Source organism: Ruegeria sp. CDSC081 (assembly GCF_059610485.1).
Map to the genome: position 1 here is coordinate 268,051 of NZ_JBXWNS010000002.1, position 26,988 is coordinate 295,038.

At 56.5% G+C, this 26,988-nt stretch carries 30 protein-coding genes; 12 read left to right on the forward strand and 18 right to left on the reverse strand.

Annotated features, from left to right (window positions below):
- Positions 1-92 precede the first annotated feature (92 nt).
- The 6 genes from AC2FH9_RS04275 to AC2FH9_RS04300 all read left to right on the forward strand — a co-directional run bounded on the left by AC2FH9_RS04275 (position 93) and on the right by AC2FH9_RS04300 (position 6,574).
- Positions 93-1,277 carry an ROK family transcriptional regulator gene (locus AC2FH9_RS04275; RefSeq protein WP_496870920.1) on the forward strand — a complete coding sequence of 395 codons (1,185 nt, stop codon included), beginning with the start codon at positions 93-95 and terminating at the stop codon, positions 1,275-1,277.
- A complete protein-coding gene (locus AC2FH9_RS04280) occupies positions 1,274-2,539 on the forward strand; it encodes a M20 family metallopeptidase (RefSeq protein ID WP_496749296.1) in 1,266 nt (421 codons plus the stop codon). The genes AC2FH9_RS04275 and AC2FH9_RS04280 overlap by 4 nt, the downstream gene beginning before the upstream one ends.
- A gap of 11 nt (positions 2,540-2,550) precedes the next feature.
- The gene (locus AC2FH9_RS04285; RefSeq protein ID WP_496749297.1) at positions 2,551-3,600 is read left to right on the forward strand and encodes a substrate-binding domain-containing protein; all 1,050 of its coding nucleotides are present in this window, start codon (positions 2,551-2,553) and stop codon (positions 3,598-3,600) included.
- Between the two features lie 61 nt (positions 3,601-3,661).
- Positions 3,662-4,615, forward strand: coding sequence for an ABC transporter permease (locus AC2FH9_RS04290; RefSeq protein WP_282022025.1), 954 nt, complete (start codon positions 3,662-3,664; stop codon positions 4,613-4,615).
- 16 nt (positions 4,616-4,631) lie between these two features.
- Positions 4,632-5,843: an alanine racemase gene (locus tag AC2FH9_RS04295; RefSeq protein ID WP_496870922.1), complete on the forward strand. Its 1,212-nt coding sequence runs from the start codon at positions 4,632-4,634 to the stop codon at positions 5,841-5,843.
- Positions 5,840-6,574, forward strand: coding sequence for an ATP-binding cassette domain-containing protein (locus AC2FH9_RS04300; RefSeq protein WP_496696699.1), 735 nt, complete (start codon positions 5,840-5,842; stop codon positions 6,572-6,574). The genes AC2FH9_RS04295 and AC2FH9_RS04300 overlap by 4 nt, the downstream gene beginning before the upstream one ends.
- 66 nt (positions 6,575-6,640) lie before the next feature.
- Here the strand turns inward: AC2FH9_RS04300 and AC2FH9_RS04305 are convergent, their stop codons facing one another.
- From AC2FH9_RS04305 to AC2FH9_RS04330, 6 genes are read right to left on the reverse strand one after another with little or no spacing between them, the layout of a single operon-like run.
- Positions 6,641-7,462, reverse strand: coding sequence for an energy transducer TonB (locus tag AC2FH9_RS04305; RefSeq protein ID WP_496870924.1), 822 nt, complete (start codon positions 7,460-7,462; stop codon positions 6,641-6,643).
- A complete protein-coding gene (locus AC2FH9_RS04310) occupies positions 7,459-7,851 on the reverse strand; it encodes an ExbD/TolR family protein (protein WP_496870926.1) in 393 nt (130 codons plus the stop codon). The genes AC2FH9_RS04305 and AC2FH9_RS04310 overlap by 4 nt, the downstream gene beginning before the upstream one ends.
- Positions 7,851-8,180: a biopolymer transporter ExbD gene (locus AC2FH9_RS04315; RefSeq protein WP_496870929.1), complete on the reverse strand. Its 330-nt coding sequence runs from the start codon at positions 8,178-8,180 to the stop codon at positions 7,851-7,853. Before AC2FH9_RS04315 ends, AC2FH9_RS04310 begins: the two co-directional genes overlap by 1 nt.
- Before the next feature lie 31 nt (positions 8,181-8,211).
- On the reverse strand, positions 8,212-8,880 hold the full coding sequence (locus tag AC2FH9_RS04320; RefSeq protein ID WP_496870930.1) for a MotA/TolQ/ExbB proton channel family protein: 669 nt from the start codon (positions 8,878-8,880) through the stop codon (positions 8,212-8,214).
- Between the two features lie 4 nt (positions 8,881-8,884).
- Positions 8,885-9,331 (reverse strand): hypothetical protein, encoded by a 447-nt coding sequence (locus AC2FH9_RS04325; protein WP_496749302.1) that lies wholly within the window; start codon positions 9,329-9,331, stop codon positions 8,885-8,887.
- Between the two features lie 20 nt (positions 9,332-9,351).
- Positions 9,352-11,382 carry a TonB-dependent receptor domain-containing protein gene (locus AC2FH9_RS04330; protein ID WP_496870932.1) on the reverse strand — a complete coding sequence of 677 codons (2,031 nt, stop codon included), beginning with the start codon at positions 11,380-11,382 and terminating at the stop codon, positions 9,352-9,354.
- A 238-nt stretch (positions 11,383-11,620) separates the two neighbouring features.
- Between AC2FH9_RS04330 and AC2FH9_RS04335 the strand changes: the two genes are divergently transcribed.
- From AC2FH9_RS04335 to AC2FH9_RS04350, 4 genes are read left to right on the forward strand one after another with little or no spacing between them, the layout of a single operon-like run.
- On the forward strand, positions 11,621-12,676 hold the full coding sequence (locus AC2FH9_RS04335; RefSeq protein ID WP_496870934.1) for a hemin-degrading factor: 1,056 nt from the start codon (positions 11,621-11,623) through the stop codon (positions 12,674-12,676).
- A gap of 32 nt (positions 12,677-12,708) precedes the next feature.
- Entirely contained in the window at positions 12,709-13,539 is an 831-nt protein-coding gene (locus AC2FH9_RS04340) for a heme/hemin ABC transporter substrate-binding protein (RefSeq protein ID WP_496870936.1), read from the forward strand.
- A complete protein-coding gene (locus tag AC2FH9_RS04345; protein ID WP_496870938.1) occupies positions 13,536-14,612 on the forward strand; it encodes a FecCD family ABC transporter permease in 1,077 nt (358 codons plus the stop codon). The genes AC2FH9_RS04340 and AC2FH9_RS04345 overlap by 4 nt, the downstream gene beginning before the upstream one ends.
- Positions 14,613-14,615: 3 nt before the next feature.
- Entirely contained in the window at positions 14,616-15,404 is a 789-nt protein-coding gene (locus tag AC2FH9_RS04350) for a heme ABC transporter ATP-binding protein (RefSeq protein WP_496870939.1), read from the forward strand.
- A gap of 24 nt (positions 15,405-15,428) precedes the next feature.
- Here AC2FH9_RS04350 and AC2FH9_RS04355 read toward each other — a convergent pair whose 3' ends face one another.
- Positions 15,429-16,133 carry an SDR family oxidoreductase gene (locus AC2FH9_RS04355; RefSeq protein WP_281973196.1) on the reverse strand — a complete coding sequence of 235 codons (705 nt, stop codon included), beginning with the start codon at positions 16,131-16,133 and terminating at the stop codon, positions 15,429-15,431.
- A 98-nt stretch (positions 16,134-16,231) separates the two neighbouring features.
- On the opposite strand from AC2FH9_RS04355, the gene AC2FH9_RS04360 reads away from it, so the two are divergent.
- Complete coding sequence (locus AC2FH9_RS04360) at positions 16,232-17,110, forward strand: LysR substrate-binding domain-containing protein (RefSeq protein WP_496701289.1); 879 nt, start codon at positions 16,232-16,234, stop codon at positions 17,108-17,110.
- 228 nt (positions 17,111-17,338) lie between these two features.
- Here the strand turns inward: AC2FH9_RS04360 and AC2FH9_RS04365 are convergent, their stop codons facing one another.
- The 11 genes from AC2FH9_RS04365 to AC2FH9_RS04415 all read right to left on the reverse strand — a co-directional run bounded on the left by AC2FH9_RS04365 (position 17,339) and on the right by AC2FH9_RS04415 (position 26,348).
- A complete protein-coding gene (locus AC2FH9_RS04365) occupies positions 17,339-18,430 on the reverse strand; it encodes an alpha-hydroxy acid oxidase (protein ID WP_496870942.1) in 1,092 nt (363 codons plus the stop codon).
- Positions 18,430-18,984, reverse strand: coding sequence for a sulfopyruvate decarboxylase subunit beta (comE, locus tag AC2FH9_RS04370; RefSeq protein ID WP_496749311.1), 555 nt, complete (start codon positions 18,982-18,984; stop codon positions 18,430-18,432). The genes AC2FH9_RS04365 and comE overlap by 1 nt, the downstream gene beginning before the upstream one ends.
- Positions 18,981-19,487, reverse strand: coding sequence for a sulfopyruvate decarboxylase subunit alpha (gene comD / locus AC2FH9_RS04375; RefSeq protein ID WP_142637714.1), 507 nt, complete (start codon positions 19,485-19,487; stop codon positions 18,981-18,983). Before comD ends, comE begins: the two co-directional genes overlap by 4 nt.
- A gap of 40 nt (positions 19,488-19,527) precedes the next feature.
- Positions 19,528-19,941: a universal stress protein gene (locus tag AC2FH9_RS04380; protein ID WP_496749312.1), complete on the reverse strand. Its 414-nt coding sequence runs from the start codon at positions 19,939-19,941 to the stop codon at positions 19,528-19,530.
- A 33-nt stretch (positions 19,942-19,974) separates the two neighbouring features.
- Positions 19,975-20,955 carry a zinc-dependent alcohol dehydrogenase gene (locus AC2FH9_RS04385; protein ID WP_496870945.1) on the reverse strand — a complete coding sequence of 327 codons (981 nt, stop codon included), beginning with the start codon at positions 20,953-20,955 and terminating at the stop codon, positions 19,975-19,977.
- Positions 20,952-21,713 carry an SDR family NAD(P)-dependent oxidoreductase gene (locus AC2FH9_RS04390; protein WP_496822062.1) on the reverse strand — a complete coding sequence of 254 codons (762 nt, stop codon included), beginning with the start codon at positions 21,711-21,713 and terminating at the stop codon, positions 20,952-20,954. Before AC2FH9_RS04390 ends, AC2FH9_RS04385 begins: the two co-directional genes overlap by 4 nt.
- A complete protein-coding gene (gene hisD / locus AC2FH9_RS04395) occupies positions 21,706-23,013 on the reverse strand; it encodes a histidinol dehydrogenase (protein ID WP_282027724.1) in 1,308 nt (435 codons plus the stop codon). Before hisD ends, AC2FH9_RS04390 begins: the two co-directional genes overlap by 8 nt.
- 12 nt (positions 23,014-23,025) lie before the next feature.
- The gene (locus AC2FH9_RS04400; RefSeq protein ID WP_142637703.1) at positions 23,026-24,354 is read right to left on the reverse strand and encodes a TRAP transporter large permease; all 1,329 of its coding nucleotides are present in this window, start codon (positions 24,352-24,354) and stop codon (positions 23,026-23,028) included.
- Positions 24,355-24,366: 12 nt separating this feature from the next.
- Positions 24,367-24,879: a TRAP transporter small permease gene (locus AC2FH9_RS04405; protein ID WP_281973202.1), complete on the reverse strand. Its 513-nt coding sequence runs from the start codon at positions 24,877-24,879 to the stop codon at positions 24,367-24,369.
- A gap of 113 nt (positions 24,880-24,992) precedes the next feature.
- Positions 24,993-26,141: a TRAP transporter substrate-binding protein gene (locus AC2FH9_RS04410; protein WP_142637699.1), complete on the reverse strand. Its 1,149-nt coding sequence runs from the start codon at positions 26,139-26,141 to the stop codon at positions 24,993-24,995.
- A 21-nt stretch (positions 26,142-26,162) separates the two neighbouring features.
- Positions 26,163-26,348: a hypothetical protein gene (locus AC2FH9_RS04415; protein ID WP_142637697.1), complete on the reverse strand. Its 186-nt coding sequence runs from the start codon at positions 26,346-26,348 to the stop codon at positions 26,163-26,165.
- 298 nt (positions 26,349-26,646) lie between these two features.
- Here AC2FH9_RS04415 and AC2FH9_RS04420 point away from each other — a divergent pair, with 298 nt between their 5' ends.
- Positions 26,647-26,856 (forward strand): hypothetical protein, encoded by a 210-nt coding sequence (locus tag AC2FH9_RS04420; protein ID WP_496870946.1) that lies wholly within the window; start codon positions 26,647-26,649, stop codon positions 26,854-26,856.
- Positions 26,857-26,988 lie beyond the last annotated feature (132 nt).

A 26,988-nucleotide genomic window follows, 5' to 3' on the forward strand; every position in this document is an offset into this window, starting at 1 on the left:
GGGGTTGACTCAAATCGCACTCCATATTTAGTTCGGTAACAGAACGAATAAATGGAATCGACGTGGCAGCGCAGACGAAAATCTCTCGACGAATGTCTCAAAGTGCGGTCGTTCAGGCGATTGCGACCTATGGGCCCATTTCGCGCGCCAGCGTGTCGAAGCTGACCGGTCTTTCGAAACAGACAATCTCGGAAATTGTCGGAAACCTAGAAAGCGATGGCTGGGTGCGGACAGTCGGTCAGACCGAGGGGCATGTTGGACGCCGCGCCGTGGTATATGAAATCGCTCCGGATGCGGCAACGGTCGCCAGCGTCGATCTGGGTGGAACAAAGATCAGGGTCGCACTATGCGATCTGACCGGTCGCGTTCTGGCCGAACGCGTAGAGCCGACAGAACAAAGCGGCGGCAGACAAGTAGTCGATCAGGTTGCCCGTATGGTTCGCGCAACCGCAGACGACCCCCAATGCCCGTCAGGCGAATTGAAAATAGCTGTCGTCGGTGTCCCAGGCGTGCCGGACAGCAAGACCGGCGCGGTCCTGATGGCGCCTAACATAACCGGGCTGGATCAGATTGATCTTGCTGGCACTTTGAACGAACGGCTTGGGATAGAAATCCTTGTCGAAAATGACGTCAACCTTGCCGCTCTGGGCGAGCATTGGATGGATCATCGAAGCGACCAGGATGATCTGGTCTTCGTTTCCGTCGGAACCGGAATTGGTGCAGGAATCGTCGTCGGAGGTATTTTGTTGCGCGGCGCATCTGGTGCAGCTGGCGAAATAGGTTTTCTTCCCTTTGGTGCCGATCCCATTGCAAAGGAAAGCCATAAAATAGGCGCGCTGGAACGCGTAACCGCCACTGATGCAATCATTGGCGGATACAGGACGCTCACGGGCAAAACTTGCTCAGTTCCTGCGATCTTTGAGGCTGCCAACAACGGCGACAAAGCAGCCGAGCAAACGCTGGACAATGTCGCTTATCAGATCGCGCGGGCTTCGGCGTCGATTGTAGCGGTCCTTGATCCGTCCCTTATCGTGATGGGGGGCTCTATCGGCGCGCGTGACGAGTTGATGCACCGGATCAGACGCTTTGCCGCCCAGTGCTACCCCCGTGAAATAGAGATCCAGCCCTCAAAGCTGGGTCCGCATGCTGCCCTTGCCGGAGGTGTGTCTATAGCCCTGTCGCACCTACATATTTCTCTTTTCGCCGAGGGTCAGAAAGGTGCCGAGATCAACGTACCACCTCCAGCGCTCGATACCTTCAAGGCAAGTATGTCATGACCGCTAAGGCTCTTTCAGAACGCTTGCGTCAAGAACAGGATGCTGATGCAGACCTGACTCTGTTGCGCGATGCCCTGTCCATCGAAAGCGTGACGGGCAATGAAACACGTTTTGCGCGTTTTCTGGACCAGCAACTTATGGCCCTGGGGCTGAATACCGGACGGGGCTGTTTCGCGGGTGAACGCGAAAATGTCTGGGGAATTGCTTCTGTGGAGGGACCCAACCTCATGATTTTGGGCCATACGGATACGGTGCATGTCCGGGGCTGGGAGGAATACTGGGAAGACGATGCACGCAAAAATCCATTCGGCGCGACCGAAAAGGACGGGCACATCTGGTCACGTGGGGCAAGCGACCTCAAGGGTGGGATTTGCGCTGCGATTGCCGGGTATCGCCTGCTGCAAAAACTTGGCGTTATGCCTTCAGCCAATCTGACCTTTGCCTTCATCGGTGACGAAGAAAGCGGTGAACCTGGCAGCGGCGTCAGCGCCGGGGCGAAAGATCTGGTTGGACGCATCAAGTCCGCCGAAATCCCCCGTCCTGATTTCGCGATCTATGTCGAGCCAACGAGTTTGGACATTTATTCCGCCCAGATCGGGTTCTTTATCGCCGAGATCACGATAACTGGAAAAACAGCTTATTTCGGCCGACCCGAATTGGGGGTCGATGCATTGAAAGCAACGCATACACTTCTGTCGAAAATCTGGGATCATGAAAAAGAACTGAACGCGGGCCCGCGTCATGACCTTGTCGGTGCCTCTTCTGTTCTGGTGACGCATATCAATGGCGGCGGGTTTATCGCAGTGCCCGGAGAATGCAGGCTCTCGCTAATCCGGAAACTTAGACCTGGCGAAATGCTTGATGATGCAGTAGCAGCATTGGAAATAGCGCTTGGCCTGGATCGCCTACCTACAGGTATAGAGGTGTGCATCGACTACCCAGCCGGTCGTGATCATCCCAAGGGCGGCTCACCAGTTGAAAACGACCCCGATACTGAGGCGGTTCGCCTGTTGCAGAACTGTGTACAGCAAACTCTGTCCCGAAAAGTAGAAATCGGCGGCGCGCCCTACTGGTCTGAGATGCCATTTTTAACAGAACAGATCGGCTGTCCAACCGTTTACTGCGCACCGGGTGATATCGCCGTGGCGCATACTTTTAAAGAACGAATTGAGGTCGAAGAATACCTCGCCGCCGTCCGGGCCTTTGCGCTTTTCATAGCGCAGTTCGGTGCGTCGGACACGCTCGTAATGCATCCAACCTGAGGAGGACAAACATGTCACTTGTTAGAAGCACATTTGCCGCTACCGCGATGTTCGCGCTGGCGGGCAGCTTATACGCCGAAACCATCGGTCCAGCGGGGGAAAGTGCCACCCCTTCATCAATGGTTGTTGTCGCTGATGATGATGTCGAAAAGGTGAAAGAGGCTGGATATTCAGCTGCTTTGCTGTGGCATGACCAATCCGACTTTGTGAATGCGGTAACAGCAGGTGCCAGCGATGAATTTGCGCGTCTGGGGATCGAGGTCGTTGCCGTGACAAGCGCAGGATTTGATGCTGCAAAACAACGTAGCGATATCGAGACGGTCATGGCCAAATCGCCCAATATCATTCTGTCGCTTCCTCTGGACCCGGTGACCTCTGCCGCAGCATTTGCAGAGGCAAAAGAGGCCGGAGTTGCCCTAAGTTTCCTCTCGAACCTGCCGGCCGGCTACAAGCACCCGGACGACTATGCGGCAATCGTGACGGATGACCTGTTTCAGATGGGCAAACAAGCGGCGGATGCGCTTGCGGCTGCCATGGGCAATGAAAGAACAGTTGGATGGATTTATCACGACGCAGATTATTACGTAACCAATCAGCGCGACAACGCTTTCAAGACCACGATTGAGAACGACTATCCGAACATCACAATCGTTGCAGAACAAGGCATATCTGATCCTGCGCGCGCCGAAGAGATTGCCAATGCGATGCTGCTGAAAAACCCAGACCTGGGTGGAATCTACGTAACCTGGGCTGGTCCGGCAGAGGGTATTCTTGCAGCGCTGCGGACGAACGGAAACACCTCGACCAAGATCGTGACATTGGATCTGTCAGAGCCGATTGCCCTTGATATGGTTCAGGGTGGCAATGTCGCGGCGATTGTTGCCGATGAAGCCTATGAACTGGGGCGTGCAATGGCCGCCAGTGCCGTGCTCGACCTTCTGGGCGAGGACGTACCATCCTTTGTTGTAGCCCCTGCATTGACAGTGACAGCGGACAACGTTGCCGATGGATGGCAAAACTCGCTGAATATTGATGCACCAGCCAGTCTGACATCGAAGTAGAGACCTGATGGGCAGGTCGCCTCTGGCGACCTGCCGCAACCGGATATTCCCAGAGGCATCCATGGAACAGGCTTTTCAACGTATGCGCGACTTGGATCTACAGCGCTGCGTCATTTATTTCGGCTTTCTTGCGATCTTTCTGTTTTTTGGGATCACTCTCTACGATGACGGATTTCTGACCAGTCGGAATCTGACAAATATCGTCCTTCAGACAGCCCCGGCCACGATCATGGCCATCGGATTGGTCTTTGCCCTGTCAGCGGGAGAGATCGACCTGAGTTTTGGCTCTGTCGTTGCAGTTGCAGCCCTCTCGGCAGCTGTTGCGATGCAGAACGGCCCAATGATCCTGGGTGTCGCAGCGGGGCTTGGCGCAGGCATTCTGATCGGCGCGTTCAATGGTGCATTGGTGGCCTATCTGCGGTTGCCATCATTTCTGGTGACCTTGGCCACCATGGGTTTATTTGCCGGAATTGCGCGTTCGATGACCGATCTGCGATCCATTCCTGTCGTTAACGGGACTTTCACCGGGGTCTTCGGCTCGGGCAAGCTGTTTGGTGTACCTTCACTTGTCATCTGGACCGTGATTGCAGTGCTGATTGGCCATGTCATCTACCGACACACACGTTTTGGCGCACACGTTCTGGCCGTTGGAGACAATGCCCGCGCAGCCCAAGTCTCTGGCATCAGGGTTCCCCGTATCCGGCTGATGGTTCTAACCTTGTGCGGTGCAACCGCTGGGCTGGCTGGTTTGCTCTATGCCGGGCGTATTCAAGCCGCCAAATATACAATGGGCGAAAGCGATCTGATGACGGTCATTGCCGCTGTCATCGTAGGTGGCACTGCGCTTAATGGCGGCAAGGGATCCATAATAGGTGCGCTTTTGGGCTCGCTCATGATGGGAATGCTGAATAACGGGCTGATCCTGATGGGGCTTCAGGTCTCGGACCAGATGATCGTACGCGGGCTGATCATACTGATCGCCGTAGCAATTTCACTCCGCGAAATCCGCCGATAGACACCGGAGCAACCCAATGTTTCTTGATCTTCTCATACGCCGCAACCCCAAGTTCATCGAGGCCGCCATGGCCTTGCATCAACAAGGGAAGATCCCCGCAAACGCCTATGTGCTTGACCTGGATGCCGTCGAACGCAACGCGCGCCTTTTCTCTGATGTGGCCCGTGGGCATGGCCTTACAACTTTTGCCATGACCAAACAGGTGGGCCGCCATTCCGGCTTTTGTCAGGCGGTCATGCGCGGTGGCATCAGCCGGTCCGTCGCCGTGGATATGGCCTGTGCCTTGGCATGTGACCGCGCTGGCTTAAGGACAGGTCATTTGGGTCACCTTGTACAGGTGCCCCGCCAAGAAGCTTTCTTCGCCGCGGCCAAACTACGCCCGGACTATTGGACGGTATTCTCGGACAACAAGGCAAAAGAGGCGGCAGACGCCTCTGCTCAGGCCGAGAGAGAACAGGCACTGATGGCGCGCATCCAGACCGAAGGGGATACGTTTTATCGTGGCCACGAGGGGGGATTTGACGCGAATGATATCCTGGCGGTGGCCGACCGTTTGGATGCGCTGCAGGGCGGGCGCTTTGCAGGCATTACAACCTTTCCCGCCCTGCTTTTCGACCAGGATGCCCGCAAGGTTGTGCCGACCCCAAACCTCCACACGCTCAACATGGCTGCAGAAGCTCTGGCGCGTGCTGGGCGTACGGAGATCGGAATCAATGCCCCCGGAACGACATCTTCAGCTGTTCTTCCAGCATTAGCCGAAGCCGGGGCCACGCAGGTTGAACCGGGCAATGGCCTACATGGCACGACGCCTCTCCATGCGGTAGAAGACCTTCCTGAGGATCCCGCCGTACTTTACCTTTCCGAGGTCTCGCACCATCACGGCGGGAAAGCCTATTGCTTTGGCGGCGGGCTCTATATCGATCCGGTTTTCCCGAAATACCAGGTTCGGGCGCTGGTCGGCAACAGCCCGACAATCCGCCGGTCAGCCCTGCGAAATGTCGAAATTCCTGATTATTCCGCAATAGATTACTACGCCATGATCGACAGCGACAGCGATCAAAACCCCGCACCAGGCGACACGGTTGTCTTCGGTTTTCGTGGGCAGGCCTTTGTGACCCGCGCTTTGGTTGCCGGGATAAAAGGCGTAGACAGCGGAATGCCAGAGCTTACCTCAATCGAAAACGGCTTTGGCGACCACGTCAGCTGGCCGGGAGCATTTGCGCAATGACTCCGGTTCTTTCCCTCAAGCAAATCCACAAATCTTTTGGCGGAGTGGTCGCAATCCAGAATTTTTCACTGGACCTCTACCCCGGTGAAATCGTGGCTCTGGTCGGTGATAATGGCGCGGGTAAATCCACGCTCGTCAAGATCATCTCTGGCGTGCATCGACCAACCAGCGGCGAGATCGCGCTCGACGGCGAAGAAGTCGGTTTTTCGGATGCAAGCGCGGCTCGATCACATGGTATTGAAGTGGTCTATCAGGACCTCGCATTGGCTGACGAACAGCCGGTTTATATGAACATGTTTCTGGGCCGCGAACTGACGCGCAAACCTTTTGGACTGCTCGATAAAGCACGCATGCGTGCCGAAACCCAAAGCCTTGTTGATCAGCTTGACGTGCGCATCCCCTCTGAGCGCGCAGCCATACGTGATTTGAGCGGAGGCCAAAGACAGGGCATTGCTATCGCGCGAGCAACCCATTGGGCCAGCAAATTGATCCTTCTGGATGAACCCACTGCAGCACTTGGCGTTGCAGAGACTGCGAAGGTTGAGGACCTCGTCGCGTCACTTAAGGATCGCAATCTGGCAATCTTGATCATCAGCCATTCCCTGGATCAGGTTTTTCGTCTTGCCGACCGCATCTGTATTTTACGCCGGGGTGAACAGATAGGCGTCAGGACAACTGCCGAGACCGACAAGAACGAAATTGTCGCCATGATCACCGGTGTTCATAGATGATGGCGCAAAGCGCAGCCGTGTCCCCATCTTTACGAAGGGGCCCTTTGGCTCGATCGGATATGACACCTATCGCTGCCCGATGATTTCGAAAGTATAATCTCGTCTCACCCCTGCCGGAGGTGGCGGGAAGGGTGCAGCCGCTTTCACCTGGGCAAGGGCGATCTGATCCAACCGCTTTGATCCCGAACTACGTACTATTCCAACCGTCTGCAATGTCCCGTTCTCAGCTATTCGAAAGGCCACCAACGCGGCACCTCGAATATTGGCGCTCTTTCTCCGGGCGCGGATAATCTTGCGTTTAATCTGTCCGGCATAGTTGCTGGCGTCAGCATTGCCGGATGCGGTCAGCGCTGACGTGGATGTAGCAACATTTGCCGCGCCTTTCGTGGTTTTCCCGGTGGCGTCGCCTTTTTTCCCCGATTGTTTCGCGTTGCCATGCGCGGTGGCAGTTTGATTGCTTGCCTGTTTCTTCGGTTCCGGCGGCTTGGCATCCTCGGTCGGCGACACCGAAGCAGCATCACCCTGTCTGTTCGGTGTTTCAGCGTCCTGAGGCCTGAGAGGGCTTGGCGCAACAGCGGTCGCGGCCGAAGCGCTGCTCACAACCGGGCTGAGAGTTTGCGGCGACGTTGTGCGCTGCTGCTTGACAGGGCGGGCCTTGGGTTGCAACCGATGAGGTGCTGCCGGTTTCTTGCGCGTGCTGGCCGGTGCTGGTGCATTTGTTCCGGCGACGAAGTCCTTGAATACAGATCCCAGCGCGGCGGCCCTCTCCTCTCCGCCACCTTCGACCTGCACCTGTTCGGCGGTCGAATAATCCAAAAGCGCAAGGCCATGTGTCGCTACGGCCAATGCGACAGAAATCACAACCACCGCGCGGGATTTGGTTATCACCGTAATCCCCTTTCGGTCACGACATGAACCTGACTTGCACCCAACCCGCGCAAGTCATCGCTGATCTGTTTGAGCGCAACCGCAGGCAAGGATCGATCCGGCACGATCCGAACCGCATCAAGGGGCAGATCAACAGCCGCCCGCTCGACATAAGCCGCAGCATTGGTCAGCTCTGCCCCGCGATATTCTAGCGTGCCATCGGCGCGAATAACCAAAGCATCTGGCGGCTCGCGCCCCTCCATATCCGCCGCCTCAACAAGCTCAACCGATCCGCTGAGCGGCGGGGCAAGGGTGCCCGCGATCATGAAGAATATGAGCATCAGGAACACGACATTGATCAGCGCGATGGTGGGCTCTCGGCTTTGTCTGGGCTTCGATTTCAACTGCATCAGCCCAGAACCTGAGTGCGCAAGTTCTCGACAGGCGTCAGCACGATGAGCAGATCAATCAGCTGCTGAGAGGTTGCTTTTGGTCCGAGGCTGATGAGCGCGACTTGGGATTTGGCGTCGAGCAGCATTGGGGCCACCTGCGCCAATGGTACAGGCGCACCATCGACCAGAATTCGGTCTGCATCCAGTTTAATAAACCGGATGGCTTGGTCTGGTTCGGCACCTCCGACAGAGGCCGTCGAAAACTGAATCTCGGCGAATTTCGAGAATGTGGATGTCAGCATGAAAAACAGCAGTAGCAAAAAGATGACATCTATGAGCGATGTCATCGACAGGCGTTTGCGCCGCTTTCTTTGCACATCAAGCGCCATGCGCCAGCGCCGTAATCGGGGCCCCTGCCGTTTGCTCGGCCTCTTCAGCATGGCCTGGGGCAAAGATTGTTCTAAGCGCACGGTTGGCAAAGACGCGTTCCCGGTTCACGCGAGCCTCAAACCAGGTCAGGATCAGTGACGTCGGCATGGCTACAGCCAGCCCCGCTGCTGTTGTCATCAGCGCCACCCAGATGCCCCCAGCCAGCAACGATGGGTCAACAGCGTTGCCTGCCCCCTGCAGGGTCTGGAAGGCTTCGATCATGCCCAGCACTGTGCCGAACAATCCAAGCAGGGGCGCAAGTTGCGAGACGATATCCAGCACGTTGAGACCCTGTTCCAGCTGTGCAAATTGCGTCTCAGCCTCGGCATCGACCCGTTCGGACAAGGTGCGATCATTCCCGGACAATGCCATTGCGATCACCGGCGCCAGGTAACTACGGCTTTTGTTCAGGTAAATTCTGGCGGCCGTGGGGTCTTCTCGGTCCCATGCGTCGATCGCCCTGGACAATTCGACGTGACGGCCGACCCCCGCCGCTTTGTATTGCCAGATTTTGTAAAAGACCAAGGCGAGGGTCGCGATTGAGGCTGCAATCAGGATCGCCACCACCGGGCCCCCTAATTGCAGGATTTCCATCAGTTTTTGCAGCATTTCGGACATAGCTTTATCCTATCACCTCAGTTTCAAGGCGGCTTTTTAGACTGAGGCCATTCATACAGGCATCTTTGTTACCGCTCTGGGTCATGCATTCCTGCACGCCGTTGAACAGAATCCGGCTGATCTGGTCACAGGCCATGTCGGTGAATTGAAATTGCCTGACCCGTGGGCGGCCTGCGGGCAGTTCTTCGAAATCCAGCAGGGTAATTAACGCGACCGCACCGTTTTTGCCAAACAGGACGGTTTCATAGACCGCACCGTTGATGTCGACCTCATTCATATTTTCGGCGACAAAGCTGAGCAGACAGTTTTGCCCCCTTGCTTCGGCAGAGCTGAGTTCGATTGATACGCCGCCAGTCTTGGGCACGTCTTCTGCGCTGGCAATCCCTGCCCCCAAGACTGAGAGCAGGGTCGACAGGACAGCGCTGGCTTTGGTTGCTGCCGCACTTCGCATAACGGGTCCTTTCCTCGGGATCAGAAGGTTTTGGCCAGGCCGAGCTTGAAGGTCCGGCCCGTCGAATTGCGGGTCGACAGGTTCGGGCGGTAGTCCTTATCAAGGATGTTCTCGATACTGGCGCGCAGCTCAAAGCCTTCAAACACACCATCTTGCGGCATGTAGGTCGCACGCAGAGAGTTTACTCCGTATCCCGCGGTCGCTTCTCCGCTCGAGTCCGTACCGGCCCGGGCACCGAAGATTTCCCAGCTGACGTCCAACGTCTGACCGAACCGCTTGCCCAATGTCAGGCGCGCGGAATCCGACGGCTCATTCCGCCAACGCGAGTCATCGCCGGTGGCGCTGGTTTCCGTACCCGTCACGATGTTCGAGTTGAAATCGACGTATAACCCACCCGCATTGGCATAAGAGGCTTCGATCTCGGCGCCTCTTGTTTCCACTTCGGACAGGGGTTGAGACGGGGTGCCAGAAACGTAGGAGGTGATATCCCACAGGGTCGTTTGATAGAAATTGACCTTGGCGCGGATCACGTCGCCCTCGGCAAACACGTCACCGCGATCATAGGAAAAACCAGCTTCCCACGTGCGGGATCTCTCGGGTTGCGTCATGTAAAGCGGCGTGCCCAGATCATCGATGATCGGCAGGCTTTCCGTGTAGGCCGCACCACCAAAGATCGCGAAACCGCTGTTGAACGCGTACCGCGCCGACAACCCGCCCATAAGCGCGTTGTTGTCATAGCTTTCGTTGAACGGGGCCGCGGCGTCATCATCACCGTCGATGTCCTGCATCTCATATCGCACCGCGGGGGTAATCGTCAGATTGTCACCGATCTGCACATCGTCCACAGCAAACAGGGCAAATCGACGGTCAGTTCCACCCGGGGCCGAGGCCGCGTCCAACCGTTCGCGGTTGATAAACTCGATCCCGGCCCGCAGATCATGCGAGGCGATGCCGGTCTGGAAATACGACGTGTTCTTGATCGTCAGCTTTGTTGTTTCATAGTTATGTGTGGCATCTGCCAGGGCCTGAATGCCGGGGAAGAATGGCGTGCCTTCAAGGCTGGAAGACCCGGAAACATAGCTGCTTTCGATCGCCTGCTCAGAATAGCTGAGGTTCACATCCAGATCGACCAGATCATTTCCAGTGGGTTGATATTGATACCGCAGGATACCGATCTTTGTTTCGATATCACGGTCTACATTACCAAAGGCATCCGACGTGGTGCCAAACGAGTCATAAGGGACGTCGCGCTCTTCAGATGTGGACTGGTTGTAGGATGCGGTGAACGAATGTTCGAGATCGTTGCCGAAGCTGTATTTGCCCTTAGCCAGAAGCGACGGCAGCGTGAACGCGCTGTTGCCGATCGTATTGCCGTTTCCATCCTCCTGATCGTCCTGATCCCGATAGGCGTAGTTGAACAGAAATTCCGTTTGGGTATTCGGCTGCCAAGCCAGGATAGAGGACGAGGCAAATCCGTTACCGTTGGAATACCCTTCAAAGGTTTGACGGAAACGGAAACCCGGCTCTCCACCGGTGAAATCTGACGCGCCCTTGGTTTCCAGCTGAACGACACCACCAACAACCCCGGACCCATATTCGAATGAACCGACAGTGCCCCGAATGACCGAGACGCTTTTGTAAAGCTGGGGGTCAGTAAAAAGCTGGTTGCCGATCCGATACAGCTCTTCCGCGCCCGTTGTGGCACCATCGACCAGGATCAGTACCTTCTGGTCGGTTCCGAACGTGCCGTTTGCACCATAGCCGCGAATATTGATGCCCGATCCCTGAGGGGTCGAGCCGTTCACCAGGCTTACCCCCGGAACCGAGTCGATCAGCTCTGCAACCGTATTGGCCTGCCGGTCGTTGATCTCTTCCTGATCAATATTTGTGACCGGCACGGCAGTGTCTGTCTGAATCTCACGTTTGCTTTCCCCAAGTATCAGGGTGCCCAGGAAACCATCGTCTTGTTCTTGCGCCATAGCGCCAGCCGCAATCATGCTGAGGCACGAAGCCGTTCCCAGCAAAGCTATCTTCCGTATTTGCACACGCATCTCTGTCCCTTCGAAACAGTAGGAGGACCTGAAATGCTTGCGCCATGCTGGCTTTGGTCAGTCTGTTTTATTGTTTTTTGGAGCCGCCTTTTTTTGGTGACTTGTGCTCGTTAATAAAGGTTACTAAAACAGTCAACAATAAATCGCAGTCGCATCGCCGACTCTCGCCAGCGGGCACCCGAACAATTCGGCTGCCGGGCCAGCACCTCTGAAAATCAACTCGAAGATGGGAAAACCCATGACGGAACAGGTGCCTAACACCCCGGCTCAAATTCGTGCAGCCTATGCGCAAAACAGCGGCAAACGTGACCGTGATCTGGCGGAATCGATCGGACTTACCGAAAGCCAGTTGGTCGCTGCCTTCGCCGGGAACGACGTTACACGGCTGACAGCAAAACTTGATGACCTTTTTCCAAGGCTTAACGGTCTGGGAGAGGTTATCGCTTTGACGCGCAATACCTCATGCGTGATCGAAAAGGTCGGACAATACGACAATTACCATTCGGGCGCACATGCCTCGATGGTTCTAACGGATGAGATTGATTTGCGCATGTTTCCCAGCCACTGGGTCCATGCCTTTGCGATCGAACGCAAAACCGACAGCGGTGTGAAACGCTCGCTTCAGGTCTTTGATGCCGCAGGCGATGCGGTGCACAAGATATTCCTGCGCGAAGGATCGGATCTGGACCATTGGGATCAGCTTGTCAGCGCCCTTGCGTCTGAGGACCAATCGCAAACTCTGGATGTCGAACCACGAAAACCGACTGAGACCCCCAAGGCCAACCCGGAAAAGGCGGATATCCTGCGCGCGGAATGGGCCAAGATGACGGACACCCACCAGTTCATGCGCTTGACCTCAAAGCTCAAGATGAACCGCTTGGGGGCCTACCGCATCGCCGGTGAGCCGCTTGTCCGGGAACTGACCCCAGCGGCGATATCGCCGATGTTCGATCAGGTGCGTGACAAAGAAATCGAGGTGATGATCTTTGTCGGCAATCGCGGATGTATCGAAATTCACGGTGGCCGTATCGGAACGATCAAGCAGATGGGGCCCTGGTTCAATGTGCTTGACCCGCGTTTCAATCTGCATCTGAGGACGGACCATATTGCAGAGGTCTGGGCTGTCACCAAACCGACTCAGCGCGGCCCCGCCGTCTCGGTCGAGGCATTCGATGCCGAAGGTGGGCTGATCTTCCAGATATTCGGTCTGCGCACTGGCGAAACCGACCATCGCCCGGTCTGGGACGCGCTGGTTGCCGAACTTGAACCACAACCCGAGGCCGCGCTGACATGAACAGGATGCGAGTGATCTGGCCTGCCTTGGCTATGCTGCTAAGTACACAGGTCGCGCAGGCTGCGGACGACGAACCAAAGCGAGTCATCGCGATCGGCAGTTCCATCACTGAAATCGTCTACGCTCTGGGTCAGCAAGACAGGCTTGTTGGTCGCGACCGAACATCAACCTACCCGACAGAAGCGATGAACCTGCCCGATATCGGATACCGACGCGCGCTGTCGCCCGAAGGCGTTTTGTCGGTAGAACCAGACTTGGTCCTGGCGCTTGAAGGTTCAGGACCACCAGAGGCGATTGCGGTTCTGCAGGAAGCGGGCGTGCAATACGTCACGATCAAGGATGAGTTCTCTCTGGAAGGCGTGGTCGAAAAAATCCAAACCGTTGGGGCCGTGCTGGGAGCTGACGTTGCTGCCGAGGGATTGGCAGCGCAAACCATACGCCAGATCAATCAGGCGGAATTGGCGGCTAGTAGTGCCGCAGGATCCAACCCGAAACGGGTTCTGTTTGTTCTGTCGGTGCAGGATAACCGGATCACAGTGGGAGGTGTGGATACCCAAGCAGACAGCATCATTCGATTGGCTGGCGGTGTAAATGCCGCCGCCAAAGTGTCAGGTTACAAGCCAATGACGCCCGAAGCGCTGGTGTCAGCTGCGCCTGATGTCATCCTTATGATGGATCGGCGGGGTGATCATAATACCGAGGATGCCGCGCTTTTTTCACTGCCCGCAGTCAAGCTGACCCCGGCGGGCCAGAACAAGATGCTGATCCGCATGCAGGGTGCATATCTGCTTGGGTTTGGCCCTCGAACCGCCAGTGCCATTTCTGATCTGTCAGCAGCCCTGCAGGATGAAGGTGGCTCATGACGCTGGCGTTGGATCATATGAGCGCCGAGGCACCTGGGTACAATCGGCGAGCAACCGCACGGCGGGTTACTTTGGCCTTACTGGTATTGCTTGGCCTGACCAGCGCCGCAAGCATTTCAGTCGGTGCTTCGGATGCGTCGTTAAACATGGCGGTGATTGACCTAATCAATGGGCGGTCCCTGACTGACCTGAATCGGATTGTCCTTTGGGACATACGGTTGCCCCGGCTTGCAATGGGGATACTGGTCGGTGCCGCACTGGCTGTTTCAGGGGTGGTCATGCAAGGGCTTTTCCGAAATCCGTTGGCGGACCCCGGAATTGTCGGCGTCAGCGCGGGCGCAGGTCTGGGCGCAATTTCAGCCATCATCCTTGGCAGCCACTTGCCAGTGTCGATTTTGGTCTGGTCCGGAAACGGGTTAGTGGCCATTGCTGCTTTTCTTGGTGGCTGGGTGTCTGTTCTGATCCTATACCGTGTCTCGACCAGCGGAGGGCAGACATCGGTCGCAACCATGCTACTGGCCGGCATTGCATTGGGTGCCTTATCCGGCGCCGCATCGGGTGTTCTGGTCTACATGGCCGATGATCAGCAATTACGCGACCTGACGTTCTGGGGAATGGGATCGTTAGCTGGGGCAACCTGGACCAAAATCGCCTCGGCTGCGCCAATCATTTTGGTTGCCCTTGCAAGCACACAATTTCTGGCTCGCGCGCTTAACGGTCTGGCGATGGGAGAGGCGGTGGCCCATCACATGGGCATCCCGGTTCAGCGCAGCAAGAACATCGCCATTCTTGCAGTTTCCGGTGCAACAGGGGCCGCTGTTGCCGTGTCCGGCGGCATCGGATTCATCGGAATTGTGGTCCCCCATTTGCTACGTCTGGCAACGGGGCCGGACCACCACAGGCTTTTGATGAATTCCGCCCTGCTGGGTGCCAGTCTGCTGCTATGCGCCGACATGATCAGCCGGGTCGTGGTGGCCCCGGCGGAACTGCCAATCGGGATCGTCACGGCAATTCTCGGCGCACCGGTCTTTCTTTGGATCCTCCTGCGCCGCCACGGCATTATGGGAATGTAAATCATGCAAGGTAAGAATATCTGCGTCAGTCTGGGCCGAAAGAACATCCTGCACGACGTGAATTTCAAGGCCGATCCCGGTCAGGTCACCGCAATCATCGGGCCCAACGGATCGGGCAAGTCGACCTTACTAAAGGCATTGGCCGGAGAGATTGCCTCGACCGGAACCGTCACCCTGAACGGCCACGACATCTCAGAGTTAAAGCCCTGGCAACTGGCCGCGAAACGGGGCGTGCTGCCACAATCGACCAGCGTGGCCTTTCCTTTCAAAGTGCACGAAATTGTCAGACTGGGGCTGGCAAACGGGTTGGCCGCACAAGATGACGGTTCGGTCACTACCGCCCTGGCACATGTCGACCTAGCCGGGTTCGAGCAGAGGTCTTACCAGACCCTGTCCGGGGGCGAGCAGCAGCGCGTACAGTTAGCCCGTGTTTTGACGCAGGTCTGGCAGGCACAACGGGCCGATCATCCCAGTTGGCTTTTACTGGACGAACCGGTTGCCAGCCTGGATATCGCGCATCAATTTACGGTCCTTGGTATCGCAAGCGAATTTGCCGCCCAAGGTGGAGGTGTGGTGGTGGTGATGCACGATCTGAACCTCACCGCGTTATTTGCAGACTGTATTTACGTGATGTCACAGGGCACTGTCTGGGGCTCTGGCACACCTTCAAATATCCTCACCGACGACCTGATGCAGCAAGTTTACGGCATCAACCTACCGATCGGCATTGTGCCGACCGGCCCGCTTCCTTTTGTACTGCCTCAGGCAATGCACAAATGCATTGAGGCTTGATGTTGTGCAAACAGATACGTTGCCTCAGACAGCGCGGGTCAATCCTCCGTCAACGCGCAAGTTTTGACCCGTCATATAACCACCGCCTTCAGACGCCAGCCATGAGACAAGCGAAGAGACCTCCGCAGCATGACCGTAACGCCCCATCGGAATCCGGGCTTTGCGGTCTTCTGTTTCGGGCAGGCTGTCGATGAAACCCGGCAGGATGTTATTCATGCGAATATTCTCTGCAGCATATTTATCAGAATAGAGTTTGGTAAAGGCGGCCAATCCTGCCCGGAAGACGCCTGATGTTGGAAACAGCGGATCGGGCTCGAACGCCGCGAAAGTAGAGATGTTGATAATCACCCCCCTGCCCTGTTGCTGCATCAAGGGTGTCACCAGCCGTGTTGGGCGGATCACATTCATCAGATAGACCTCCATCCCTTGATGCCAGTCATCGTCACCGATCTCTAATACGGGCCCTTTCGGGCCATGACCGGCGGAATTGACCAAGACATCGACGCGGCCCCAACGCTCCGTCGCGCCCGTGACCAAAGCAGTCAGATCGTCACCACTGAGGTTAGAACCAGTGACGCCAAAACCACCCAGCTCGGCGCCGAGTGCTTCGCCTTTACCCGAAGAAGAGAGGATCCCAACTTTGAAGCCATCTTTGGCAAGCCGGCGTGCCGCGTCAGCCCCCATGCCACTCCCGCCCGCGGTAATCAAAGCTACTTTTTCTACTGCCATCTGACGATTCCCCTTATGTATTCTGCGAAAATATCCTGTTTCGATGGGTCGTTCGATTGAGATTTGATGTTTCATTACAGTAGAAATACTATTGTCTCATGGCTGATCTTCCTCCCCTCAACGGTTTACGGGCTTTCGAAGTCGCTGGGCGCCGCCTCAGTTTCCGCGCCGCTGCCGATGAGTTGGGCGTAACACAAGGGGCGGTGGCGCAGCAGGTGCGACTGCTGGAAGCTCACCTAGAAGTCACATTGTTCGAAAGGGTGCCCAAAGGATTGGAGTTCACCTCGGTTGGCCGTAGCTATCACGCACGTATATCGGTTGCCTTTGCGAGCCTTAGATCAGCAACCGCCGAGCTAAAGCCGGAACCGGACAAGGTTATAATAAGCGTCACCCCGACTTTTGCTGCCAGATGGTTGATCCCGAATCTGCCGGACTTTGCTGAGAGCCATCCGGAAATCGACTTGCGGATCATGGCCACTGAAAAAGTCTCCAGCTTTCACAGCGACGGGATCGACCTTGCCGTCCGGCAGGGATCGCCGCCGTTTGGCGCCGCGCTTCGGGCGGCGCTTATTTTCAGACAAGAGGTGATTGCCGTCGCCGCACCCGAATTTATCAGCGACGGATTCAATTCGTTAACACCAGATGACCTTGCACGCCTGCCCAAAATTCATGACACGCATGACCTTTGGCCGCGATACCTTGCAGACCTAGGGGTTCGTGACAAATCGCAACGCGGCCTTCGATTAAGCCAGACAGCGCTTGCAGTTGACGCTGCGATCGCGCGGCAGGGTGTGGCCCTTGTCAGCCGTTTCATGGTTTCCCGAGATCTTGAGGCAGGACGCCTGGTAGAGGTTGGTGCGGCAAGAGACATCGGTGGTAGCGATTTTTACCTCCTCATAGAGCGTTCGGCCGCAAACCAACACGCGGTGATGCAAGTCGTAAACTGGCTAAAATCGCGGTCGGCGAAAGAAACGTGATCGGCTTTCGATTCCTGCAAAGCGCACGCATGCGCGTCTGAAATGAAGGGCTGCTTAGGTTTCCCAACGCTTCCCAATTCAGGGTCTTAGTGCTCTCGAACCTGCGGGCAAACACCTCGAGCCGCTGGCGTAGTCGAACACAGCATCCGGGGCAAAATAGTTCGTAACGGCATCCGGATCGTGTGCGTTAGAGGCATTACCGACGGCATTCACATTTGTTCAGTTGCTTCAGGTCAGTTTCGTCCGACCAACCTGAGCAAGTGCACTGGACAACTCTTCGCTGAGGATATTCCACAGTCTATGCAAACCTTCTTCGCCGGCCGCGGCGATGGCAAATTGCAATACGCGGCCAAAGAACACGTAATTTGCACTCTGATCGAGGGCTTTCAGAACATCTTCGCCAGATCGTAAGCCACTGTCGTAAAATAGCGGAAAATCCGCACCAACGCTGTCTCGTATCCGGCCCAGCGCGTGAACGGCAGCGGGTGCGCTTTCAAGTTGCCGTGCGCCATGATTTGACACTTGAATGGCGTCAACGCCTTCGGATTTCAGCTGCAGCGCATCCTCGGCGTTGGTCACGCCTTTTACTACCAGGTTGCCTTGCCACAAATCGCGCAGAGCCTTCAATGTTGTCCAAGTCGCCCTCGCGCGGCTTTCGGTGCGGTCGAACTCAAAGCCCGGCATCTCGAAATTTGCCATCTGCGGACGACCTGCGGCAAGTGACATAAGCGACCATTGCGGGTGCAGGGCAAAGTCCAGAAATTGGCGGGGTCCGATACGGAATGGCATGGTAAAACCATGGCGCAACTCACGCGGTCGGCGACCAACCTCGGGCACGTCGACGGTGACGATCAGGGTTTCGTATCCGGCATCTTGCGCACGCTTTGCCAGTTTGAACGACCCCGTCCCGTCTCCGCTGAAATAAAGCTGGAACCACGCGTGCCCTTCGGCAACCTCGATCATTTTTTCCAGCGGGGTTGAGGCCACGGTCGAGACCCCCAAAGGCACGGATTCGCGCGCGGCCAACCGCGCTAGCATCAGATCGGCACCAGGTCTGGACAGGTTGCACATCCCCATCGGCGCAATGCCAAAGGGCCGCTTGGCAATCTTGCCAAACAGCGGCATGTCCAAAGACCGATGGCTGACATCTTTCAGTATCCGGGGTTCAAGGCAAATGTCATCCAGAGCAGCGTGGTTACGCGCAGCCCCCGTTTCTGACCCTGCCGCCCCATCGATATAGTCAAACACCATCCAAGGCAGACGTGCCTTGGCCAAACGCCGCGCATCCTCACTGGAATGAATTCGCGCGGCGCGGTTCATCAACCAGCCACCGCTTTCATAAAGCGATCCTTGATGATCACCGGGTCCATCGTGATGACCGGCATCTTGGCATTTCCACTGTCGCACTTCACGATCATGACGGTGCCAACCTGCGCGTCCATCGCCTCTTGCAATGCTTTGCCGGTATCAACATCCTGCACTTCAACGACATTGTCACATCCGGCCGCGCGCGCCATGCCCGCCAGATCGGTCTTGCGCCCGGTATAAGTCGGCTGATCACCGGTTGATCCATATGATCCGTTGTCGATAACCATCAGGATGAAATTCGGGGGCATATTGTTCCCAATGGTTGGCAAGGTGCCCAGATTGGTCAACACCGACCCGTCCCCATCGATAGAGATCACGGTTTTTGGCTGCGCCAGCGCCAGACCCAAGCCGATAGACGAAGCGAGGCCCATCGTGCCGAGCATGTAGAAATTCGTTGGTTGATCGTCGATGGCATGCAGTTCTTGGCTGGGGATGCCAATGTTGCAGACCACCAGCTGAACGCGGAGTTGAGGTGCAATTTCCTTGAGAATTTCGGAACGGATCATTGGTCGCCATAGCCTCCCCAGAAATTGGCATCGGTCAGGATTGCCACGGGTTTGTTGCACATAAAGGTATACTTCAGGATCATATCCAGCTCTTCCACATCCTTCTGGTGATGGAAGTGGTAGGTGGGGATATTCATCTGTGCCAACAGCGCCTTGGTATGCACAGCCATTTCCACCTGGCACGCCACGGGCTCACGCAGCTCTCCGCGGTAGCTGATCAACATCGGCAGCGGCATCCGGTAATACTGGATCAACGTCGCAAGAGTGTTGATCGTCACCCCAATGGCTGTGTTCTGCATGATGATCGCAGGGCGTTTTCCACCCATCCACGCACCGGCACACAGGCCCATGCCCTCGTCTTCCTTGTTCGACGGAATATGGAAGATATCGGGGTGTTGGTCTATTTCCTCGATAACGCCCGCAAGCTGTTTGCAGGGCACCGTGGTCACGAATGAGATGTCATTCGCGACAAGATCATCGGTGATCTTCTTGTCTATGTTCATGTTGCAGAAGGGCCTTTCTTGAAAGAGGTGGAGAGCGTCATCAAGCGGACGCGCGATGCACATGGACGGCACAGCCAGCGTGCCGCACAACGCGGGCAGCTGTGGAGCCAAGGAAATAGTCTCTGAGGCCGGGCTTGTGGGATCCAATCACGATGCAGTCGATGCCATGCGCCTCGGAATAGTCGATGATAGTGCGGGCCGAATGTCCTTTTACAATCACAGGCGTGACACCGGGATGTCCAGACAATTTGCCCTCAAGATCAGCACGCGCTTTTTCAAACCCGGCGGCAACCATCTCTTCGTCCAGATACGCACTGACAGAGCCTTGGGGCGCCTCATGAACGTGAAGGGCGAAGATCTGGGCATCCTTTGCACGCAGCGCGTTGGCTATCTCAAGTGTATGAGTCGACACGCCATGGTCCAGCGCCATGGGGACGAGGATTTTATGGTACATGAAGTGTCTCCATTTGGTTGGTGATCATAAGTGTCAGGCCCACGGGTCGAGGATGATCTTGGGGGCTGCAACCACTCCCGATCGTAGATCGGCAAATGCCTGCGGTCCATCATTCAGGCTGCGATGTTCTGCCCAGTCTAGCGGGCCAAGCGCACCATCGAAAAGCGCGGTGCAGGTATCCCGGAAGTCCTCCGGTGTGTAGGTATAGGTTCCGATGAACGTCACCTCTTGCAAGGTCATCCGCCGGATATCGAGGCCACCCGTGTCTTCGCCCAGGCCGATGTGGACAATGACACCCCCCGGTTCAGCCATGGCAGAAGCTGCCGCGCGTGTTGCCGCGTATCCGACGGCGTCGACCACGATGCCGTACTGCCCTGCCCCTGCGGGTACAGATTTCACTAGGCATTGATCTTCCAGGAATGTGCGTCGCTTGTCGCTTGGTTCAGCAACGGTTACGTCATCGACCCCTTGTGCCTTGAGGGCAAGGGCCGCAGCAAGGCCAATGGCCCCGCCACCCAGCACAAGCGCCGTGCGGCTGGCACCCGGATCAAGCGCCATCAGCCCCAACCGTATGGAATGCCAACTGACGGCCAGAGGTTCGGCCAGTGCAGCCTTTTGCAACGAAACATGATCCGGCACCGCGATAAGATTGCTGCCTTGCATTGCCACATATTGGGCAAAAGCCCCTTCGCGCGGCGGCATGGAAATGATCATACGGTCCGGGCACAGATTATCGCGGCCCGTCTGACACGCGGGACAGGTGCCACAACTGACCAGCGGGTTGATCGTGACCCGTTCGCCGTCACGGGCGCCGCCTTCAATCACACCTGCGGCCTCATGGCCAAGGATCAGGGGCGCAGGGCGCCTGTCGTCGTGGCCAAGATAGGCATGCATGTCCGATCCGCAGATGCCCGAGGCTTCGATACGAACCAGCGACTGGCCCTGACCGACTGTCGGGTTGGGGACTTCGCGCACACCAAGCGTTTCGACACCTTCGTAGACCAACGCTTTCATTTTGCTGTGAACCCTCCGTCGACCATCAGGGTTTGTCCGGTCACGTAACCGGACGCGTCCGAGCAGAGAAACAGCATGGGGCCGTCCATGTCTTCCAAACGGCCATTGCGTCCGATGCAGGTCTGGGCGGCATTGCGCGTGGCTCGGTTCGGATCGGCAAAGACGGCCTCGGTCAGTTCTGTCGGAAAAAACCCAGGCCCAATCGCATTGGCTGTGATGCCATAAGTCGACCACGCCTCGGCCATAGCGCGGGTCAGTTGGGCAATGCCCGCCTTGGTCGTCCCATAGGCGATGCCACCGGGAAAAGCGCGCGTGGTTTGGAGCGATGCAAAATTCACGATCCGCCCCCACCCCTTGGCCTTCATCGCGGGCACCAACGCCTGGCTCAGAAAAAACGGAGCCGAGATGTTTAGCGCCACGGTCTGATCCCAACCTTCTGGTGTCACGTCATCCGCCGTCTGACGGGTGTTGATGCCAGCGGCGTGCACAATGATGTCTGGCGCTCCGAACGGTGCGCTGACCGCTTCTACCAAGTGTGGGAGTGCATCACGGTCGGCGACATCCGCTGCAACGTAGTCCACATCTTCGCCGACCTCGTTTTGCAAGCGCTGCAGGGCGTCCTCGCGCCGGGCTACGCCCACCACGCGGGCCCCGGCACTTGCCAGTGCGATGACCGCACGCCGCCCGAGGCCGGAGCTGGCGCCGGTTACACAGGCCACGCGGCCAGTCAGGTCAAACAGAGATCGTGGATCAGCCATTTGCAGTCAGGTCGAACGCTTCATCCGGGAAATACTTGGCCAGACGAACATCCGCAGCACGGGCGTGCCCTTCCATCCCCTCAAGGCGGGAAATGCGCGCTGTGGCTTCGGCCACCTGCTTGGCACCTTCGCGTGTGGCGCGCTGCCAAGTGACGATCTTCATGTATTTATGGACCGACAAACCGCCGGTATAATTCGCGGCCCCTGACGTTGGCAGCACATGGTTGGTGCCCGTTGCCTTGTCGCCATAGGAAACGGTTGTCTCTTCCCCAAGGAACAACGAGCCGTAACATGTGAGCCGCTCAAGCCACCAATCCAGATCTTCGGCCTGCACTGTCAGGTGTTCGGGTGCGTAATCATCGGAGCAAACTGCCATTTCTTCGCGATCTGAGCAAACGATCACTTCGGCATAGTCACGCCAAGCGGCAAAGGCGTTGTCGCGGTTCACCTCGGGCAGATCATCAATCAGGGCAGGCACAAGCTCCATCACCTTTTCGGCCAACACCCGGTCATCTGTGACCAGCCAAACAGGCGAGTTGTAGCCATGTTCGGCCTGACTTACCAAATCCGTTGCCACGATATGCGGATCAGCTGTTGCATCTGCAAGGATCAAACTGTCCGTTGGGCCCGCGATCATGTCGATCCCGACACGGCCAAAAAGAATGCGCTTGGCTTCTGCAACAAACTGATTGCCGGGGCCCACGAGGATGTTGGCCTTGGGCAGGCCAAACAGTCCGAACGTCATTGCAGCCACACCCTGAACGCCACCAAGTGCCATAATCTTGTCCGCACCACATAGGTTCGCGGCATAAATGATGGCCGGGGCAACTCCTACACCGGGACGGGGTGGCGAACAGGCGGTAATGTGGCGACAACCTGCAACTTTGGCCGTTGTCACAGTCATGATGGCCGAAGCAATGTGGCTATAGCGACCGCCGGGCACATAACAGCCCGCCGCATCAACAGGGATAGCCTTTTGCCCTGCAATCATGCCCGGTACGATTTCAACCTCGACATCGGATACTGTGGCCTTTTGCGCCTCGGCAAACCGTTTGACGTTGTCATGCGCAAACCGGATGTCCGCTTTCAGCCTCTCCGGCACAAGCGCTCCTGCCGCCTCGATTTCTTCGGCGGTCAACAGGACATTGCCCTCGTACCGATCGAACTTGGCGGCGTATTCCATAGCCTTTGCATCTCCGCCTGCCTCAATATCAGCCAGAATTGTCCTGACCGTCTCGTGGACTTCGGAAGCATCCGATTTAGCGGTTAGGGTCGCTTTTTTCAGGTATTCACGTTTCATCTTAGCGAGGTCCTACTTGTAGATTTCGGGCAAGAACGTAGTCGAAATCGCTGGCATATAAGCAATCAGCAACACAACCAAGAACATGCAAAGAACAAAGGGAACGGCACGGGCGGCAATCTTGAGGATGGATTCCCCGGTTATGCCAGACACCACGAACAGGTTGAGCCCCAATGGCGGCGTGATGAAGCCTACGCCAAGAGCTGTGATCATCATGATGCAGAACTGTATCTCGTTCATGCCGATGTTGTCCGCGAGTGGTTTCAGGATAGGCGCAAGGATCACGATATTCGGCGTGGTTTCCATAACGCAACCGGCGGCGATTAGGATTCCGATCATCAGCAGGATAAGTAACCATGGTTCATCCGTCAGCCCGGTCACCGATGTCACAAAACCTTGCGGCACGCCCATGATGGCCAGCGCTTCGGCCAGCGGAGCCGAGAAAGCGATTATGGGAAGGATGACGCCGTTCACCTTTGCCGAACTGACCAGCATGGCGGGAAAATCCGCAAGGGACAGCGTCCGCAGAATAAAGCCCATGATGATTGTCACGACGACGGCCGTTGCACCCGCTTCTGTTGGTGTCAGGCGGCCCGAGAATATGCCGTAAAAGATGATGCCCGGCACGATAAACGCATACCAACCGGATTTTAGAGCACGGCCCAAATTACCCAACCATTCGGCCATCGTCATCTGTCCACCACCTTCATAGGCGTAGATGCGGTTCACGATCAGGTTCGTGATCAGGATCGACAACAGGATCGCGATCCCCGGGATCAAGGCCGCAAGGAACAAGGTCGATGCGGATATCCCCAGAACAAGGCCGATGATGATATAGGCGATCGACGGTGGGATCAAAATGCCGGTACAGGCGCCCGCCGCCACCAGAGCGCAGGCATAGGGGCGCGGATAGCCGCTTTCGACCAAGCGTGCGATAGTCATACGTCCGACCGCGGCCGCACCAGCTGCGTCCGATCCCGAAATGGCCGCAAACATGCCACAGACAAGAACCGTGGCAGACCCGAAACCACCCTTGGTGAAACACGTCAATGCCTCGGCAACATCAAGGAATTTTCGACTGAGCCCGGTTCGGACCAGCACGTCCCCTGTCAGGATAAACAGCGGCACCGCGGTCAGCGCAAAGGCATCAATGCCGGTGAACAGCTTTTCACCAACAAGGCTCAGGGGAAGGTCGCCGGACATGACCAACATCAGGATCGCCGAGGTCCCGATGGCGGCCCAAACCGGAACCGCCAGTGCAATCAGCGAGACGAATATGATAACGGGCAGATAGAAATCCCAACCCAGCTCGACGGTTTGATCAAAGGTTTGCCAAAGCATTCAAATCATCCCTCAATCAAAGAGTGTGTCGCCCTCAAAAACGGGTTTGCCCGTTCTGAGAGAATGGATGTCGCGCAGTAGTGATTGAATCAGCCGCAATATGATCAGGCCGAACCCCAATGGAACCGCCATCAGGAACCATACTTTGGAAATACGCAGCCCGTCCGTGACCGACCCGAATTTGGCAGACACATGCACGGCTTCGTAGGACCAATAGAGGGCAATCACAGCAACACCGAACATCACCAGGTCGCCAAAGATATACAGCAAAGCCTTCGGACGCGGCCCAAGGTAGTGCATCAGCACGTCAATGCGGATATGCGCGCGCTCTTTCACTGCAGCCGCAGCACCAATCCATGCGAGATAGATGAAGGAGTACCGCACAATTTCTTCGCCCCAGATCGAGGAAAAAGAGAATATTTCCCGGCGCAGCACCTCGATCGCCATGGTGATGACAAGCATCACGTAGAAGACCAGAAGCAACCAGCGCTCGGCGTCTCTATCAATTCGGCGCAAAAAGCTCATGTGAGAACCTGCTGATTTGCCTAGCAAAACGCACCGCGCTGACGCGTTTGGATTTTACTGAGGCGGGAAAGATTGGTGATCGGGCGCGCGTGGAGGCACGCCCGACCCGACAGTTAAGCGTCATGCACGTAGTACTTGCCTTGGGTACCTGCGGCTTCTTCCATCTTGGCGAAGTTGTCCATGGACCCGGCCAGATCGATCTTGAACTCGTCCCATTCGGACCGTTGGTAGCCACCAGCGGCTTTCCATTCGGCCAGTTGCTCTTCGCTGAGCGAGTGGAATTCGACACCTGCTTTGATCAGTTCGGCCATAGCGTAGGCGCGGGCCGATGGCACTTTGGCAAGGTTCTGGTGCGAGGTCATCTCGGACCCCCACATGATCCCTTCCTGCACGTCGGCGGGCATTGAGTTAAACCATTCCAGGTTGCACGAATAAACTTGGCTGTCTGGCACGGCCTGGGTGAAAGTCACATGGCTCAGGATATCTTTGAAACCAAAGACTTCGAGCGCACCCACGGACGGGTCAAGCGCGTCAGCGACGCCCTGTTTGATCGCAGACGGGGTTTCTCCCCAGGCCACAGGCGTCGGATTTGCACCAACCATGCGGTAGTATTGCTGCAGCATCTTCGAGCCGGGAACGCGGAACTTGACGCCGGACAGGTCGCCAGGTGTCAAGACCGGTCCAGGGCCACCCTTGCGGATGGCAACGACACGGGGGTCGATGTTGATATAAAACAGCGCCTTGAAGCCGTTCTCCTCAACCTTCGGCTCGACCGTGTCCTTCCAGAACTGCGAGTTGACGAGGTTTGTGAAACGCTGGTTTGACCCGCACAGATACGGCATGTTGATCAGGTCAACGGTCGACGCAAACGGCGCGAAATTCGAAAGCGAATGCTGTGCTGCCTGAATTGTGCCACCCTGCACCGCCTGCACCAGCGCGCCGCCTGCACCCAGCTGACCGCCAGGCGCGAGTTTGACATAGACCTTGCCATTGGTCGCGTTCTGGATGTTTTCCTTCAGGTCCAGCTGCATGATTGGATAACCACGCGACGCACCGACCGGATAGGCAGTTGCCAGAACCATGATATGGTCCGCTGCAGCCTCGCGGTCGCGCTCTTCGCTGGCACTTTGCGCTGCAGCTTCAGTCGACCACAACGTCCCCGCAGCACCAGCTACCATGGCCGCTGTGAAGCCGCCTGTTGCCGTCAATTTCAGAAAATTTCGGCGTGCTGCCGACGCAAGGTCCTTGCGATCTTTGTCCATTATGTTTCCTCCCAGAAATCCTTAGCTGCCGTTCTTTTTGTTTCGGTCAGCCTCTTTTTGAAGAATGGCGACGACAAACAATATCGACGCGGCAAACAGAACCAGCATTTCGCCCACGTCCCCAAGGAATGCGCTTGCTGCAAAGGCCCCCAGAGCGACGTTGGCGAAGTAGATGACAAAGACGATCAGCGAGGCGGTAAGGAACATAAAACAGGATCCGAAAAGGTTGCAGTTCTGAGCGACACTGTAAGCGCTTACATTTGATTCGTGCAAGCGCTTACATTCGAGGCGCATTTTTTGGCGCTCTCGGCGATTGCGGACAGGAAGACCCCAAGCAGCGACCAAAGTAATACTATTATGGTCGGATACATTCTGAAAATTCATCGTGTTAGCCAAGTCGCCGTACAACAAGAACGGTAGGCCGGGTTCCACACCGCTGCGTCAGCCGATGCGCGGGATATCAAAAGCCCCGACCGTGAACTTATGGAGAAAATCAATAAATGAGATGACCAATCTGCAGGCGGTAACGAGTATCTCGCCCCCTGCATCCCGTTATGACAATTTGATCGGAGGCGGCTTTTGCAAGCCAAAGGCAGGCCGGTATTTTGACAATCTAAGCCCGATTCCCGTCCAGCCCATTGGCCAGATCGCACGGTCTGATGCTTCAGTCGTTGAGGCCGCGCTGGACCCAGCGCATTCGGCTGCCGATACCTGAGGTTCGACCAGCGTGACCGAGCGTGCGAATGTTCTCACGCGGATAGTGCAAAAGCTGGCAGACAATCTGTAGCTGCTAGCTATTGCGTGGTTCTGAATCCGGCCAAGCAACGCCAGCGACAATCATGGTGAT